13 protein-coding genes are annotated in these 13,867 nt (G+C 74.8%); 6 read left to right on the top strand and 7 right to left on the bottom strand.

Annotation, left to right across the window (positions count from 1 at the left end):
- Positions 1-245: 245 nt before the first annotated feature.
- Positions 246-1,091 (top strand): hypothetical protein, encoded by an 846-nt coding sequence (locus ACF07S_RS25100; RefSeq protein ID WP_391975168.1) that lies wholly within the window; start codon positions 246-248, stop codon positions 1,089-1,091.
- Positions 1,092-1,297: 206 nt separating this feature from the next.
- Here the strand turns inward: ACF07S_RS25100 and ACF07S_RS25095 are convergent, their stop codons facing one another.
- From ACF07S_RS25095 to ACF07S_RS25085, 3 genes are all read right to left on the bottom strand, one after another.
- On the bottom strand, positions 1,298-3,712 hold the full coding sequence (locus ACF07S_RS25095; RefSeq protein WP_391975167.1) for a SpoIIE family protein phosphatase: 2,415 nt from the start codon (positions 3,710-3,712) through the stop codon (positions 1,298-1,300).
- Between the two features lie 211 nt (positions 3,713-3,923).
- Positions 3,924-4,298, bottom strand: a complete 375-nt coding sequence (locus tag ACF07S_RS25090; protein ID WP_391963150.1) for a hypothetical protein — start codon at positions 4,296-4,298, stop codon at positions 3,924-3,926.
- Between the two features lie 334 nt (positions 4,299-4,632).
- On the bottom strand, positions 4,633-5,550 hold the full coding sequence (locus ACF07S_RS25085) for a MurR/RpiR family transcriptional regulator (RefSeq protein ID WP_391975166.1): 918 nt from the start codon (positions 5,548-5,550) through the stop codon (positions 4,633-4,635).
- 169 nt (positions 5,551-5,719) lie between these two features.
- Between ACF07S_RS25085 and ACF07S_RS25080 the strand changes: the two genes are divergently transcribed.
- Positions 5,720-5,884: a hypothetical protein gene (locus ACF07S_RS25080; RefSeq protein WP_391975165.1), complete on the top strand. Its 165-nt coding sequence runs from the start codon at positions 5,720-5,722 to the stop codon at positions 5,882-5,884.
- Positions 5,885-5,934: 50 nt separating this feature from the next.
- On the top strand, positions 5,935-6,348 hold the full coding sequence (locus ACF07S_RS25075; protein ID WP_391963147.1) for a DUF3662 domain-containing protein: 414 nt from the start codon (positions 5,935-5,937) through the stop codon (positions 6,346-6,348).
- A 62-nt stretch (positions 6,349-6,410) separates the two neighbouring features.
- Here ACF07S_RS25075 and ACF07S_RS25070 read toward each other — a convergent pair whose 3' ends face one another.
- Positions 6,411-7,067 (bottom strand): nucleoside/nucleotide kinase family protein, encoded by a 657-nt coding sequence (locus ACF07S_RS25070; RefSeq protein ID WP_391975164.1) that lies wholly within the window; start codon positions 7,065-7,067, stop codon positions 6,411-6,413.
- Positions 7,068-7,159: 92 nt separating this feature from the next.
- On the opposite strand from ACF07S_RS25070, the gene ACF07S_RS25065 reads away from it, so the two are divergent.
- The 3 genes from ACF07S_RS25065 to ACF07S_RS25055 all read left to right on the top strand — a co-directional run bounded on the left by ACF07S_RS25065 (position 7,160) and on the right by ACF07S_RS25055 (position 10,241).
- Positions 7,160-7,894 carry a beta-phosphoglucomutase family hydrolase gene (locus ACF07S_RS25065; protein ID WP_391975163.1) on the top strand — a complete coding sequence of 245 codons (735 nt, stop codon included), beginning with the start codon at positions 7,160-7,162 and terminating at the stop codon, positions 7,892-7,894.
- 278 nt (positions 7,895-8,172) lie between these two features.
- A complete protein-coding gene (locus ACF07S_RS25060) occupies positions 8,173-9,663 on the top strand; it encodes a hypothetical protein (RefSeq protein WP_391963144.1) in 1,491 nt (496 codons plus the stop codon).
- Between the two features lie 89 nt (positions 9,664-9,752).
- The gene (locus tag ACF07S_RS25055; protein WP_391975162.1) at positions 9,753-10,241 is read left to right on the top strand and encodes a DUF5709 domain-containing protein; all 489 of its coding nucleotides are present in this window, start codon (positions 9,753-9,755) and stop codon (positions 10,239-10,241) included.
- A 248-nt stretch (positions 10,242-10,489) separates the two neighbouring features.
- Here the strand turns inward: ACF07S_RS25055 and ACF07S_RS25050 are convergent, their stop codons facing one another.
- The 3 genes from ACF07S_RS25050 to ACF07S_RS25040 form a co-directional block, all read right to left on the bottom strand.
- Positions 10,490-10,699, bottom strand: coding sequence for a hypothetical protein (locus ACF07S_RS25050; RefSeq protein WP_391963142.1), 210 nt, complete (start codon positions 10,697-10,699; stop codon positions 10,490-10,492).
- 237 nt (positions 10,700-10,936) lie between these two features.
- A complete protein-coding gene (locus tag ACF07S_RS25045; RefSeq protein WP_391963141.1) occupies positions 10,937-12,136 on the bottom strand; it encodes a glycoside hydrolase family 64 protein in 1,200 nt (399 codons plus the stop codon).
- A 354-nt stretch (positions 12,137-12,490) separates the two neighbouring features.
- Positions 12,491-13,381 carry a Gfo/Idh/MocA family protein gene (locus tag ACF07S_RS25040; RefSeq protein WP_391975161.1) on the bottom strand — a complete coding sequence of 297 codons (891 nt, stop codon included), beginning with the start codon at positions 13,379-13,381 and terminating at the stop codon, positions 12,491-12,493.
- Between the last annotated feature and the right edge of the window lie 486 nt (positions 13,382-13,867).

Genomic DNA, 13,867 nt, shown 5'->3' with positions numbered 1-13,867 from the left:
CACGATGTGCCCGGTATGCCGCGCCACCGTGCACAGCGACAGGGTATGGCACTCAGTGTCACCCGTAAAGGCACTCCGTACCCCCGATTGCGGGCGGGTGACCGCGCGGAGTCCGCCGCGTCCGGGCCACGGCGACCCCTCGGCCCCCTCGGCCCGCGGCGGCTCGCGGCGGCTCGCCGGCCCGCGGATACCCGGGCGGGGCTTTCGTTCCTATGATCGGTCCGCCGCCGTTCCGAGGAGCCCGTATGCCGCCCGCCCGTCCCCGCCTCCTGTACGTCACCGACCTGGCCTACCCGGCCCGCGGGCGCCGTTACGGCGACGAGGACGTCTTCCTGACCTCCCGGCTGCGCGAGCACTTCGTTCCGGCCCTGTGCCATCCGCGGGACGCAGCCGCGCTGATGGACGGCTTCGATGCCGTCGTGGTGCGCAACAGCGGCCCGGTACTGGCGTACCGGGACGCCTACGACGCCTTCCGCGAGCGTGCCTCGGCGACCGGCACACCGGTCTACAACCCGCTCACGGGCAGGGGTGACATGGCCGGCAAGCAGTATCTGCTCGATCTGAGCGCCGCGGGCCGTCCGGTGATCCCGACCGTCGACCGGCCGGAGGACCTGCACCGTCTGCCCGGGGCGGAGCGGTACGTGGTCAAACCCCGGCTCGGCGCCGACTCCATAGGGCTGCGCGTCGTCCCCGCGGACGAGGTGCGCGGCCTCGTCGCCGGCGACGTCCTGGTCCAGCCGTACATCGACTTCGTCTACGAGGTCTCCTTCTACTTCGTCGACCACGCCTTCCAGTACGCCCTCCACGCCCCGCACCCGGAGCGGCGCTGGCAGCTGGAGCCGTACGAGCCCACCCCGGCCGACCTCGACTTCGCCCGGGGCTTCATCGACTGGAACACCCTCGACCACGGCATCCAGCGCGTCGACGCCTGCCGCGCGCCGGGCGGCGAACTGCTGCTGGTGGAGCTGGAGGACCTCAACCCGTACCTGTCCCTCGACGCCCTCGACGACGCGGGCCGGGAGGCGTTCGTCTCCGCCATGACGGCGTCCCTGCACCGCTTCCTCCGCGACGCCGGTGCGACCGGCGGCTGAACCCTCGGGGCCCGCGTCGCGTATCCCCCTCCCTGGGCGGCCCGCTTCCGCCGCGCGGGGAGGGATGGGGAGAGCAAGGCGACGACACCGTCCGGGCCCGGACGGTGCGAGGGTCCGTGCCCGGCACGCGGGGAGCACGCGCCCGGCCTCGCCGGACCGACCCGGGTGACGAGGGGAAGGGCCGGACAGGACTCGGGGGGCGGTGGTCACCGCTGGTCCCGCTCCCGGGGCACGCGGATGTCGAGCACGCACACGTCGTCCCGGCGTTCGTCCTCCAGCATCGCGTCCAGCAGCGTCCCCAGGGACCCCGGCTCGTCGCCCGGGTGGGCCTCGACGGCTCCGGCGAGACGGGCGAGGCCCACGTCGATGTTCTCCGGGGGCCGCTCCACCAGACCGTCCGTGTACAGCAGCACCCGGTCGCCCGGTTCGAGACGGCACTCGGCCTCCTCGAAGGGCGGCGCGCCGGTCGCGCCGAGCAGCATGCCGCTGGGGCGACGCAGGTAGGTGACCTCGCCGTCGCGCAGCAGCAGCGGCGGGGTGTGACCCGCCTGGGCCCAGAGCAGCCGGCGTTCCGCGGGCCGGTAGCGGGCCAGGACCATGGTCGCGGTGCCGTGGGTGTCCCGGGAGTGCAGCAGCAGGGTGTTGAGCCGGGCGAGCGCCCCGGTCAGCGAGGATCCGGTGATGACCATGCCCTTGGCGGTGAACCGCAACTGGGCCATGGTGGCGACGGCGTCCACCCCGTGACCGGCGACGTCACCGACGACGAACAGGGCGTCGCCGTCGGGCAGTTCGATGGCGCTGAACCAGTCGCCGCCGACGTGGATGCCCGCCTGGGCGGGCAGGTAGGCGACCTCGACGCGCAGCCCTGCCAGGTTCACCTCCCGCTCGGGCAGGGGCAGCAGGGCGTTCTGCAGACGCGCGACCAGGGTCCGCTCGGCCTGCAGCACGTCGTGCTGGGTGAGGATCGCCTGCTCGCTCTCGACCAGGGCGAGTTCGGCCCGCCGGCGCGCGGTCAGGTCCTGCATGACGCCGTGCACCTCGACGGGCGTGCCGTGGATGTCGGCCACCGCCTCGGCGACGAGGCGCAGATGCCGGACGCCGAGCGTGCCGTGGACACGGAACGGGAGGTCGACGGGGCGGCCCTCGCGGATCAGGTGCTCGACGGCCTGGCCGAGCGCGGACCGGTCGTCGGGCACCGCGAGGTCCGCGAGGCCGGGGAGCGGTACGGGCCCGTCCGCCGGGTCCCGGTCGAGGATCGTGAAGACCTGCGACGACCAGGACGCCTCGCGCAGCGGCAGGTTCCAGTTCGCCCAGCCCAGGTTGCCGAGCCGCTGCAGGTCGGCGAGCCGCTGCTCCTGCCGGTCGGAGGAGGCGTGCCGGACCCAGGTGACCAGCATCGCGTCCGCCAGCCGAGTCACCCGAACGGAGTAGGTGGACAATCGGGTGACACCGTCCGCCACCTCCTGGTGGGCGAACGGCTCGCTCTCGTACGTCTCCCCGGTGGCCGGCGCCTCCAGGCAGCCCTGCCCCACCGGGGTGTCCCTCAGGTCGGGCCAGAACTCCCGCAGCCGCCGTCCGGCCGGGTCGCCTCCGGTGTCGCCCAGTACGGCGGCGGCCTGAGCGGTGGCGGCGTCGATCCGGAAGTCCTCGGCCTCGCCGGAGGCGCCGTGCAGCGGGGTCAGCAGCAGCGCCGGGACGGGCAGTGCCGCGAACAGCGCCCTCACGGCGTCCGGTGACGCGCCGGCCGACGGCTCCGCCCGGGCGGGGAACGTGCGCAGCCGCCCGGCGCACAGCCGGGCGACCCCCCGCAGATGGGCGCGGTCGCGCGGGGTGAAGGCACCCGGACGCCCGCGCAGCACACCGACGCAGACCCCGGAGCCGTCCCCGGAGCCGTTCCCGGCGGGCACTGGCAGCCAGGCCTGCGACAGCCACCGCCCGGGCGGCTCGCCGGTCAGCGGGTACCGCCCGCCGCCCTCGGCGCCGTCCTCCAGCCAGCGCGGTTCGCCGGTCCGCAGGGCGTCCAGCACCGCGAGGCCGCTGAAGGGGGGTACCCGGCCCCACCGGGCGGCCGTCCGCTCGTCGATGCCGGCGTGGCCGGTCAGTTCGAGGTCACCGCCGGGACGGCGGGTGCAGATCATGACCGAGTCCGCGCCCAGGTCCCGCCCGAGGTGTTCCAGCAGGCACCGGGCCAGTGCCCGCGGGGTGTCGACGTGCACGAGGGCGCGGCCGAGGCGGCTCAGCGCGTCGGCGACGTCGTCCGGAGCGGAGGACACCTCCGGCAGGTCGGCGTCGGGGAGTCCGGCCGCCGCGCTCCCGGCGGCCCGCCCCGGGGAGCCGTCGGTGCCGGAGCGGTCGGGGGACGGCAGGCCCAGGGTGATCCAGCACTCTTCCAGCAGGGTGCGGCGGGCCGCCTTGGCGCGCTGGAGCAGCGTCTCGCCCGCGGCGTCCGCGGAGCAGCCGGTCAGTGCCATCACCATGCCTTTGGCGCGCTCCACGACGGCCGATGTCGCGGCCTGCTCGCGCAGCCGGTCCAGCTCGGCACGCTGCTGGGCGACGACCCTGGCCGGATCCACCGGGTCGGGCGCGGTTCCGGCCTCCGACGGGACAACGGGCTCGCTCATCACGCGACGAGCATCGCATACGGCCCCCTGCTTGTTGACCGGCCGGTTCCCCCGCATTTCACCGGTGATCCGGAGCGGCGGCCTCCCTCCGGACCGTCCCCGGCACTCGCGGGCTCACCCGGCGCCCCGGCGCCTTCCGGGGCGCCGGGGCGTGGTTTTCCGCCACGGCGGATGCTCCCGGGGACCGGGGGCCGGACGTGCCCGGGCACGGTCAGCGGCCGGTGGCCGCCAGGGCCTGGGTGACCGCGCGTACGCTCCGGGCGATGTGCTGGAGCTGGACGACCTCGGCCGCGTAGAGCTTGATCGTGTGCTCGATGACCCCTTCGTGCAGTCCCAGCCGGGGAAGCTCGGCCCGCGCGGTCTGCAGGGCGGTCCGGGCCACCCGGATCTCGTGCTCGACCTGGATCTGGGCGTGCCTGCCCAGCAGGACGGGGTGCCGGACGAGCGCGGGGTAGCTCGCGTAGCGCGCGGGCACCAGCTCGCGCAGCCACTTGGCCGCCGAGCGTTCCCAGTCGTAGCTGCCGGGGGCCTTGACCTGGCAGGGCCAGTCGGGACTGGGGCGCGTGGACGTCGGGGGCATGGTCATCGCTTCCGGGTGTACGGCGTCGGGGTGGACCGCGGGGGCGGGGCGGCCCCGGTCCGGGGGACGACCGGGGCGCCGCGAGCGGCCGGGCGGGGGAGCCCGGCCGGACACCCCGGCCGCGGGTGCGGGAGGAGCCGGCGGCGTCGGGTGTGCGCGAGGGCGCCCGGACGGGGCCGGTGTCCGGAACGCGGTCCGGGAGCGGCCGGATGCGATCCGTGTGCAGTATTTATATATGCCGTTCGGTTTTCAAGATGCATGAAAACATTCAGGCGTGCCGGATGCGGGCGCTGTCTCCCGCGCCGGCGCCGGCGACCCCGGCGGTCCGTCCTCGGCGGGCTCAGTCCCCGAGGAAGAAGTGGTGCGCGTCGGCGACGTGCTCGTACCTCTCGAGCCGGGCCTGCGTCCGCTCCGGATCCGCGTCCGTCATGGCCTGGAGCAGCGCCGCGCACATCACGCCCGGAGCGGCGTAGGAGTCGAAGACCAGCCGCGACCCGGTGCCGGTGGCGAAGGTGGCGTCGGCCTCGTCCGCGACCGGGCCCAGGGCCAGATCGGTGATCAGCGCGACCTTGAGCCCGGCGCTGCGGGCGACCCGCACGGCCGTCAGGGTCTCCTGGGCGTGCCGCGGCATGGAGAACGCGAGCACCCAGGTGCCGCCCGCCTCCCGGGACTGCGACAGCGCGTCGTAGGCGACGCTGCCGCCCCGCGTCACCAGCCGTACGTCCGGGTGGATACGGCGGGCGGCGTAGGCGAAGTACTCGGCGAGGGAGACGGAGATGCGCAGGCCGAGGACGGTGAGCGGAGTGGACGCGGACAGCCGGCGGCCCACCTCGATGACCCGGTCGGCGTCGGCGAGGTCCCGCCGCAGGTTCTCCAGGTTCTCGATCTCGGCGTCGACGGCCGCCTGGAGTTCGTTGCCCCGGACCTCCTCGGCGGGGCCGCCGGCGCGGGTGCCCAGGGTGATCGACCGGAGCCTCTCCCGCAGCGCGGGGTACCCGCTGAAGCCGACCGCCGAGGCGAACCGCGTCACCGAGGGCTGGCTCACCCCGGCCCGGTCCGCGAGGTCCGTGATCGACAGGAACGCCGCCTCCGCGATGTGCTCGATCAGATACCGGGCGATGCGCCGCTGGCCGGGGGAGAGCCGGGGCCGGTCGAACAGGTCACGCAGCTGGGCCGTCGGAGAGACCTCGGCGTCCCGTCCCGCCTTGCCCGAGGTGATCGCGGATGCCCGTGCGCGTGCCTGCTGCGGCGATGGCACCGGTGCGCCTCCTTCGTCCCCCACGGGGGTTCAACATAGCCCACGCGCCGTGGTGAGCGGCCCGGTCCGCGGACCGGAACGCTTTCCCGGGGATAGCCGCGCCCGCTGTGGGAACCCGCCGACGCAGCGCGGCACGCGCGACCCCCTGACACGCGAGGAGCCACCGGACATGACCGTCCCCGAGGAGAACCGGCCGAAGACCCGGGACACCGACGACATCGTCGAGGAACACCGGGAGCAGGAGGAGGAGCGCGACCAGGGCGGCACCGGCCGCACGATGCGCGAGGCGCTGGAGGAGGCCGAGATCCGGCCCGACGACTTCGACGGACGCTAGGGCATCCCCCGCCCCTTCCTCGACCCGACCATGTTCCGGCAGGTGAGACGATGAGCGCCCTGAGTGCGCTGGAAGAGACTCTGGAGAACCGATGGGAGGCGCTGTGGGCGCGGTTGTTCGGCCGGGAGCCGGTCGAACTCGTCGACGCCCTGCGGCGCGAGTGCGACGACAACGCCGTGGTGTGCAGCGCGAGCCGGGTGATGGTTCCCAACGCCTACGAGGTGGAGCTGGCGGCTCCCGTGCACGAGGAACTGACCCGCCGCGGCGGAGGCGTGGGGCAGGCGCTGACCGACCGGCTGGCCCGGCACGGCGCGCGCCACGGCTACGAATGGGCGGGTCCCCTCACCGTGCACGTCCGCTGCTCCACCGACCTGCCCAACGGCCGTTACCGCGTCGCGAGCAGCGTGATGCCCCATGTGAGCGCCGACGGCTTCGAGCGCGTGGGGGAGCCGGAATCCACCTGACGGCCCGGGGGAGGGGACGGCCGGCGAGCCGCTTCCGGGCGGCGCGTGCGCGGAGCCCCGTGTCAGTGATCCGCATCCGGCAGCGCGGACTCCGGCACCACCAGGTCCGCCCGCTCCCGGGTCGGGGCGATCAGTTCGGCGTTGGGCCGGTCGGTGCGCCGTACCCAGTCCACCGCCTCCTCGTGGCTCTTGCCGAACTCCTCGTGCCGGGCGGTCAGCCGGCGCAGCCGCTCCTCCTCGTCCAGGGCGCAGAACCACACCTCGTCGAGCTGTTGCCGGACGCGTGCCCAGGCACCGGTGTCCAGCAGCAGGTAGTTGCCCTCCGTCACCACCAGCCGGGCGGTGGGCGGTACCGGGACCACTCCCGCGAGCGGCTGCTCCAATACCCGCTCGAAGCCGGGCGCGTACACGACATCGTCGTACGCCTCCTCGCGCAGCCGCCGCAGCAGTGCCGCGTATCCGGCCGCGTCGAAGGTGTCCGGGGCGCCCTTGCGGTCCCGGCGGCCCAGCCGGTCGAGTTCGGCGTCGGCGAGGTGGAAGCCGTCCATGGGGACGTGCGCGACCCACGGCTCCCCGGTGCCGTTCAGCTCCCGCACCAGACGGCCGGCGAGTGTCGACTTGCCGGCGCCGGGGCTGCCGGCGATACCGAGGATCGCGCGCCGGCCGTCCGGTGCCAGGGAACGGGCGCGGCGCAGAAGGTCGTCGAAAGTCAGTGCCACACGGGGAAGTGTGCCACCTGAAAGCAGGTGTTCCGCCGCCGGGTGGCCCGCCCCGCAGGGTGCTCCGCGCCGCGTGGGAAACGATGTCCCGTATGACGGATCTGGGTCTGCCCGATGACATCCTCGCCTGCCTCTTCGACCTCGACGGCGTCGTCACGAAGACGGCCGTCGTGCACGCGGCCGCCTGGAAGGAGACGTTCGACGCCTTCCTCCGCGAGCGGGAGGGGGAGGCCTTCCGGCCGTTCGGCGACGCCGACTACGGCGAGTACGTCGACGGCCGCCCGCGCGCCGACGGCGTCCGCGCCTTCCTCGCCTCCCGCGGCATCGAACTGCCCGCGGGGCGGCCCGAAGACCCGCCCGGCGCCCGCACGGTGCACGGCCTCGGCAACCGCAAGAACGAACTGCTGCTGGCGAGGATCCGCACCGACGGCGTGGAGGCCTACGACGGCACCCTGCGCTACATCACCGCGGTCCGCGCCCGCGGGCTGCGCACCGCGATCGTCTCCTCCAGCGCCAACTGCCGCGACGTCCTGCGCTCGATCGGCGCCGAGGACCTCTTCGACGTACGGATCGACGCAGTGGTCGCCGCCGAGCGCGGCCTGCCCGGCAAACCGAAGCCCGACACCTTCCTCGCCGCCGCGCGGGACCTCGGTGTCGATCCGTCCCGCGCCGCCGTGTTCGAGGACGCGCCGGCCGGCATGGACGCGGGCCGCGCCGGGCGCTTCGGATACGTCGTCGGCGTGGACCGGGTGGGCCGGGCCGACGCGCTGTACGCGCGCGGCGCCGACCGGGTCGTGAGCGACCCGGCCGACCTCGGGGGTGGGTAGCGATCACACAGCGGGCGTACGCCGTGGACCGTGCGCACGCACGCCCCCGTCGAGCGGCCCGTCCCCCCGCCCCTGCGGCGTCCCGTCCCCGAGCGACCCCCGCACCCGCGCCGACCGGGGGCGGGGTGCGGTGGCCGGCCGTACTTCGCCCTGCGCCTGTGTCCCGCGCGGGTTAGTTTGTCCATGTTTTCCCGAAGCCCGCTTCCGTCGCCCCCTGTCCCGGAACGCGCGGTCCGCGGCGCTCGGGACCCGGGACGTGCGGGAGTCAGGGAGGAACGATGAGCGACGGCACCGGCGCCCTGCTCGCCGGCGCGCGGCGGGGCGGGCAGCGGTCCGCGCCGCGCACCTCCCGGCGCCGGCACGGCACGGGGCCGCTCGCGGCGGTGGCCGCCGTCTTCGCCCTCGCCCAGATCGTCCTCGTCCGGCCGGTGCTGGGGCTCGGGTGGGACGAGATCGTCTACGTCAGCCAGGTCACCTCCCACCACCCGGCCGCCTTCTTCAGCGCCCCCCGTGCCCGGGGCGTCTCCCTGCTGGTGGCGCCCGTCGCCTCCTGGTCCTCGTCCACGGTGCTGCTGCGCGTCTACCTCGCCCTGCTGTCCGGGTTCGGCCTCTACCTGGCCCTGCGCAGCTGGCGCGGCCTGTTCCCGACCCGCGTCCTGGTCACCGCCGGCGCCTTCCTCGCCTCCCTGTGGGTGACCCTCTTCTACGGCCCCCAGGCCATGCCCAACCACTGGGTCGCCATCGGTGCGCTGATCACCGTCGGTTCCTTCCTGCGGTACCGCGCCGGCCGCCCGGCCGGCGGGCCGCTGTGGGGCGTCGTGGCGGGGACCGCGCTCATGGCCTGGATGCGGCCCACGGACGCCGTCTGGGTGGCGCTCCCGCTGCTCGTCCTCGCGTCGGCGGGCCGCCACCGGCGGCTGCTGCCCGCCCTGGCCGGCGGTCTCGTCGCCGGAGCGGCGGAGTGGGTGGTCGAGGCGTACGCCGCCTTCGGCGGCCTGGGGGAGCGGCTGGCCGAGGCGTCCCGGGTCCAGGGCGGGCTCGGCCTGCAGATCGCCGTCGACGACCAGCTGCGCAGCCTGGGCGGGCGGGCCCTGTGCCGTCCCTGCACGGGAGCGATGCCCCACCCGGTGGTCACCCTCTGGTGGTTCGTCCTGCCGCTGCTCGCCGTCCTCGCCCTGATCGTCGCGGTGCGCGCCCGGCGCGCCCGGCCCACCGTGGTGCCCCTGGTCTGCGCCGTGACCGCCGCGCTCCCGTACCTGTTCATGATCGGCTACGCGGCACCCCGCTTCCTCCTGCCCGCCTACGCCCTGCTCGCCGTCCCGGTCGCCGACGCGCTGTGGTACCTGGCCGGCGCGCCGCGCGGGCGGTGGCGGCCGGCCGTCCGGGCCCTGGTCGCGCTCGGGCTGGCCGGACACCTGACGGTGCAGCTGGCCGTCCTCGTCCACACCGTGGACCGCAACGTCGACAGCCGCCGCGACTGGGCCCGCATGGCGGACGGGCTGCACCGGCTCGGTGTCCGCCCGCCCTGTCTGGTCACCGGCCACGAGGCCATTCCCCTCGGCTACTACGCCGGCTGCTCCTCCGGCGCGACCGCCGGGAACAACGAGAACACCACGGTCGCGGAGATCCTGCGCACCGCCGAACGCATCCCGGTCGTCACGCTCACCGGTCCCGGCGGCACACCGCCCGGCTACGCCCGCGACTGGCCCGCCCACCGGATCGGCGACCTCCAGGCCCGTATCGCCCCGGCGCCCGGCACCCGCGGGTGAGGACGTCACGGGTTAAAGATCGCGTGACGGGAAACGCGGATCTGGCACCGCAGAGGAACGAGTCGACGCAGCGTGACAGGGAGGCAGCCGTGGGAACCGAACCGATGGCCGACGACGCGTACCAGCCCACCGGGAGCAACGAGGAGCAGGAGGACGCCGCGCCGCTCGACATGCAGGACGCCCTCGAGGAACGGACCTACGACGACATCCTCGACGAGGGTTACTCCCCGCCGGAGAAACCGCTCGGCGTCACCAAGCACGGCACCACGGCCGCCGAGCAGCACGAGGGGGAGTCCCTCGACGAACGGCTGGCCCAGGAGGTGCCCGACACGTCCGTGCCGGGCGGTGACGAGGTGGGCGACCTCCCGGGCGGCGAGGGCGAGCCGGTCGACCCGGAGGCGGGCACCGGCCGCGCCGGACGCCTGGTCGCCCCCGACGAGGGCGTCCGCACCGACACCACCAAGGAGAGCGTTGCCGAGGACGTGGGGATCGACGGCGGGGCCGCCGGCGCGGAGGAGGCCGCGATGCACATCGTCGAGGACGGGACGGCCCTCCCCGACGACCCGCACGGAACCTGAGTTCCGCGAAGAGGGGACCGGGCCCGGGACGGCGCGGCGGGCCCGGGCGCCCCCCCCCCCCCCCCCCCCCCCCCCCCCCCCCCCCCCCCCCCGCCCCGGGGCCCCCCCCCCCCCCCCCCCCCCCCCCCCCCCCCCCCACCGTGTGTCCGGCGCGGGGGCCCCCCCCCGGGGCGGGGGGGGGGGGCGCGGGCCCCCCCCCCCCCCCCCCCCCCCCCCGTCCCGGGCTCACGCACCGGGCCTGGGGCACCTCAGGGAAGGATCTTGTCCAGGGCGGCGGGGCCCTCCCGGTCCAGCTTCCGCCTGGCCCAGTCGAGGTTCTGCGGGGTGAGGTCCTTGCCCGAGGCAAGGACCAGGTCCTCCGGCGACACATCGGTGCCGGTGCGGGCGTGGAGCAGGCTGTCCGGGGTGGCGCGGTCGTCCTCGGGCTGCCGGGACGCGTCGGGCTGGGACGTCGACATCTTCTGGCTCCTCGGGTCCGGATCGGTGGTGCGGCCCCGGTGCTGTCATCGGGTCCGATATCTCACCATTCAACGCGGGAGCCCGCCGTGCATCCGGAACGCTCCCGGCACCGCGGTGACGGGCCGCCTCCTGGCCTCCCGGGGTACCTTCCCCGGCCCGGGGGAAACCCGCTCCCGGGCCGTTCCGGGGTGCCTGCCCGGGCAGGCACCCCGCGGGACGCGCCCGGGGCGGATCGCCTAGAAGGGCGTGAGCGTCAGCCGCAGACCGGTCGGGGCCGTGTCCTGGATGTACGAGGCGAAGTCGGCCACGTCGTCGAAGGCGAAGCCGTACGCCTTGCCGTCCTCGGTGGCCGCGTGCAGGGCCTTGGAGTAGTGGTTGGTGAGCTCCGTCCGGTAGAAGACCGAGGGGTCGGTCGTCGGCTGGTCGGGGTGGCTGACGAGCGTCGAGCGGTTGAAGCCGGCGCCGAGCACCGCGGCGACCGGGCCGGTGGTGCCGTCGTTGGGGGCGGCGAGGGCGCCGTCGCAGAACAGGACGTCCCGCGTGGACGGCTTGCCGAAGGAGACCTGGGCGGGCCCGTCGAAGGTGAACCGCTCGCCGCGCACCCGGCCGGTGAAGGTACCGGCGTTGGTGGTGACCTTGAGGTCCTTGCCGGTGTAGGTGCTCCACACCTCGTCGATGTACGGGGCGAAGTAGTCCTTGGCGAACAGGCCGGCGTCCAGCCCGTGGCCGGGGGCGATGATCCGGGTGTCGTCCACGACGAGCCGGGAGAACGCCTCCACCTGCTTGACGGCGGCGAAAGCGGCCGCGCGGCCGCCCTCGCGCACCGTACCCGTGGTCTGGTCCTTCGAGCCGGTGAGCCGGATGCTCAGCGGCACGCTGAACATGTCGACCATCGTCGTGTTGCAGAACATGCCCGCGGAGTTGTAGGTGAACTCCGCGCAGTCGTGCAGGACACCGTAGTTGGGGTCGGAGGTGACCCAGCCGGCCGGGTACTGCAGCGCCGCGTTGCCGTTGCCGTCCGCGACGGCCTTGAACTTGAGCTTCGCGCCGAGGGACACGTAGATCCGGCCGGACATGTACGGCAGGGACAGCTTGGTCTCGCCGCTGCCGGCCAGGCTGATCGCGTAGTCGGTGAAGCCGTCGGCGCCGTTGTCCGACAGGGCGATCGGGGCGACGGTGCCCTCGGGCGTGACCCGCACCTGGCGGCCGTCCGCGTTGCCCACGATGTAGAGGTGCACGTTCGCGTTGCCGAACGCGCCGCTGTTGTTGACGATCGTCAGCGGCAGCGGCCCCGCCGCGGCGGCCTTCTGCTCGCCGGACTGCTCCGCGAGCGCGTGGGGGGCGAGCGCCGCCGCGGCGGGGATGGCCACGGCGGCTCCGCCGAGGGCGAAGAGGACCTTGCGGCGGCCGAGGGCGCGCTGATGACGAGGAGTCATGTGGGGGATCTCCTGGAGTGCTCGGGCGGCTTCCTGACCGCGCCGGCCGACGTGGGGGGAGAACGCCGAAGGCACGCTCCTTGTGAGAGCGCTCTCAGGTCGTCCGTCGGGACCGGCGCGCGGTACCGATGGTAGGGAGGACGGCGGGCCCCGCCAATGGTCCGACTTGTCCTCAACCCGCGTTGACCTGCACCTACTTGAAAAAACGACGAAGATCCCACGATGGCTTAACCGGCCTTTAAGAGTCACTTAAGGCGGTCGGGCCGGAGGAACACGGAGCGCGTTGAGAGCGCTCCATTCCGCAGTCGGGGTCTGCCTCGTGGACTGCGGTCCCGGGTGACGGACGGTGCGCGGTCAGCGCGTTCCGCCGTCCAGCAGCGTCTCCGCCGTGGCCAGGATCTCCGTGACCCGCAGGGCGAACGCCGCGTCACAGGGATGGGGAGTGCCGCTGCGGGCCGCGGTGAGGAGGGCGTCCACCGCGCGGGTGAGGGCCGGGACCGCCCCCTCGGAGACCGCCGGGAGGAGCGTGACCCCCGCCTCGCCGCGGAGCTCGACCGTGGCGCCGGCCGCGGCCGGGGGAGCGGTCAGGCTCAGGGTGAGGCTGCTCGACGCGCCGCTCGCATGGCCGAGGACGAGATGGACGGTGTCCCCGGGACCGTACGCCGCGGCCGTCACCAGCCGAACGTCACCGAGCACCGGGAGCAGTACGGACAGCGCGTGCGGGCCGACGTCCCACAGGGCGCCCTTCTCCCGCCGCCACGGCGACGCGGCGAAGGGGTTGTCCGCGACGGTGAACACCGCCCCGAGCCACTGCGCCCGCCCGGTGAACCAGCCGCCCCGGTGGGCCTGTTCGGCGATCCACGCCTCGGGGCCGGGCTGGAAGCGGGTGGTGAAGAAGACCACCGAGGCGACTTCGGCCGCCTCGGCCGCCTCGACCACCGCCCGCCCCTGGGCGACCGTCGGCGCGAGCGGCTTGTCGAGCAGCAGGTGGCATCCGGCCCGCGCCGCGCGCGCCGCCAGGCCGGCCTGCACCGCGGGCGGCAGCGCGACGGCGACGGCGTCCACGTCGGCGAACAGGGCCTCCACGTCGTCGTAGGCCCGGGTGCCGTGCAGACGGGCCAGTTCCTCGGCGGCGTCGGGCCGGCGGCCCCACACCCCGGCGAACTCGATGCCGTCGTACCCGCTCAGCGCGGGGGCGTGTGCCATCCGCGCCCAGGGGCCGGTGCCGAGCAGTCCGATCCGCATGCCGCCGCCTCTCCAGGCGCCGGCGTCCGCCGCCGCCCCGCCGGTGTCCGGTGCGCTCCATCGACGCGCTCCGGGTCAGTACGATGATCCTCGCCGAAATGTCGTGTCAACAACCGGTCGCAGGGAGCCGCGGGCCCCGCGGGACGGTCCGGGTGAGGAACTCCCGCCCGGCGCGGCGGTGCCGGCCCCCGGTCCGGACGGTGGACCGCCCCTCCGGGAACGGGCCCGGCCCCCGGGCCGGCCGATGCCGGCCGTCCGGGAACGCCGAAGCGGTCCGTGCGCATCCGGACACGTCGCCCCGCATCCGCCTCTCCAGCGGCATGGACACCGGGCCGCCGCCGGGGGAGCCCGTCCCGGTGACCGCGCGGCCGCGCCCTCGTGGGGGCCGCGGATTCAGCGCCCCGCCTGCTGAATGCGTTCGCTTTCTTCTATTGGATTTACGGCCGCGCCGGTACCAGGCTGGTACGCGCTTTCCCCGCCGCGGAA

The sequence above is a fragment of the Streptomyces sp. NPDC016640 genome (genome assembly GCF_043076215.1).
Taxonomy (GTDB): domain Bacteria; phylum Actinomycetota; class Actinomycetes; order Streptomycetales; family Streptomycetaceae; genus Streptomyces.
The sequence above is the reverse complement of the archived record's forward strand: the minus strand, read 5'-3'. Positions and strand labels throughout refer to the sequence as shown.